This window comes from Rhizobium sp. P1_E1 (genome assembly GCF_056406015.1).
This window is the reverse complement of sequence record NZ_JBFUAY010000473.1, coordinates 1-1,618: the sequence shown is the minus strand read 5'-3', so window position 1 is coordinate 1,618 and position 1,618 is coordinate 1. Positions and strand designations below refer to the sequence as shown.

Here is a 1,618-nt window from a genome sequence, read left to right as displayed (position 1 = left end):
GCCCTAGCCACCCATATTCATCGCATCCGCGCCATGGCGCAGTGGAAAGCCGTGACCGCTGCAATTGCATGAGTTTACCGACAAGCGACTTTACGGCCGTTGATCAAACAACATCGCCCGGTAGAGAGCTCGAGCCAACGCAAGGCGCTGCTTCTCGCCACCGGAGAGGCGTACACCATTCTCGCCCAGACGGGTCTGAAGGCCGCTGGGCCAGCATTCGATTGGCTTTCGTAACCCTACTTGATCGCATATTTGCAGGATCTTCGCGATGTCCGGATCGAATTCGCCAAGTGCGATATTCTCGATTACCGAGCTTGAGAGCCCGTCGATTGATTGCGGCGGCACCCCTTTTGATATCGGCAACCGCGATGCGCTATCGTTGCGCCTGAAAACTACGTTCGATCGTGCGAATGTCAACCCGAAACGGTGTCTCCGGGCAAAGATGGCCATCCTCTCTCACCGGAGTGCAGCGCGGCTTTTCACTGCCAGCATTTGCATCAAGTGCAGGTCATTCGACTAAGAAATGCATGCGCATTGCGGCTTACGCTCTGCTGGCTCTTGACGACTTGTGTGCGACATTGTCGTCACCTTTGTCGGCTTCGTGACACGCTTTAGGATTCTTCGGTCCGGTATTTTATCCCTCTAAGTGTTTGCGGGAGCACCAGTTTCCGTTCTGCTCTRTCAATCAGCTCAATTGGCACGACGCTTGAAAATTGTTCTCGGGCTGCGACGGAAGCAGCCGCGGCCAATGTCGCGGCATCACCTCGGTCGGTTCGAACACGAAAAGGAAGTAATAATGGCTGCTCTGCGTCAGATCGCGTTTTACGGAAAGGGAGGCATTGGCAAATCCACTACGTCCCAGAATACGCTCGCCGCCCTTGTCGAACTCGGGCAGAAAATCCTCATCGTTTGCGATCCAGAGGTCGATTTCACGCGATTGATCCTGTGGGCTAGCTTGCGCGCCTAAATTCAACAAAAGGAGGCCCTATGCGTATCGAAGCGATTTCCGTTGGCAAGAACCCGCCGGACGAGGTGAATGTCGTTGTCGAGGTGCCGGTCGGCGGCAAGCCGATCAAGTACGAACTGGACAAGGAAGCCGGCGCACTCGTCGCACACCGCTTCCTCTCCACTTCGATGACCTATCCGGGAAACTATGGCTTCGTGCCGCACACGCTGTCAGAAGACGGTGACCCGATCGACGTCCTGATTGCGAACACCTGGCCGCTCGTTGCGGGCTGCGTCATCAGTGTGCGTCCGATAGGTGTTCTGGTCATGGAAGACAATGCCGGCAAGGACGACAAGATCATCGCCGTGCCGGTGGCGAAGTTGACGCGCTGCTACGACAAGGTTGAGAACTATACCGACCTGCCGGATATCTTGGTGAAGCAGATTGAGCACTTCTTTTCGCACTACAAGGATCTGGAGCCCGGCAAGTGGGTGAAGATAGCCGGCTGGCAGGACGTCAATGTCGCCAAGAAGTTGATTCGTAAGGCGGTCGGCCGCTACAATTTGCACAAGTGATCCCGACCGGCAGAGCCAAAGTAGGCGGCGCGAAGTGGTCAGGGGCATCTTAGTTCAAGTCCTTGTCACGGCTGGGACAGGGGGCAAGCTGATTATG

At 55.9% G+C, this 1,618-nt stretch carries 1 protein-coding gene and 2 pseudogenes; 2 read left to right on the top strand and 1 reads right to left on the bottom strand.

Annotation, left to right across the window (positions count from 1 at the left end; all coding sequences use genetic code 11):
• Nucleotides 1-117: 117 nt before the first annotated feature.
• A pseudogene (locus AC1D1Z_RS37235) lies at nt 118-339 on the bottom strand (peptidase C39); the annotation flags it as partial.
• A gap of 457 nt (nt 340-796) precedes the next feature.
• On the opposite strand from AC1D1Z_RS37235, the pseudogene AC1D1Z_RS37230 reads away from it, so the two are divergent.
• Nucleotides 797-946 (top strand): annotated as a pseudogene (locus AC1D1Z_RS37230) (ArsA-related P-loop ATPase); the annotation flags it as partial.
• A gap of 41 nt (nt 947-987) precedes the next feature.
• The gene (ppa, locus tag AC1D1Z_RS37225) at nt 988-1,521 is read left to right on the top strand and encodes an inorganic diphosphatase (RefSeq protein WP_065277176.1); all 534 of its coding nucleotides are present in this window, start codon (nt 988-990) and stop codon (nt 1,519-1,521) included.
• The last annotated feature ends 97 nt before the right edge of the window (nt 1,522-1,618 follow it).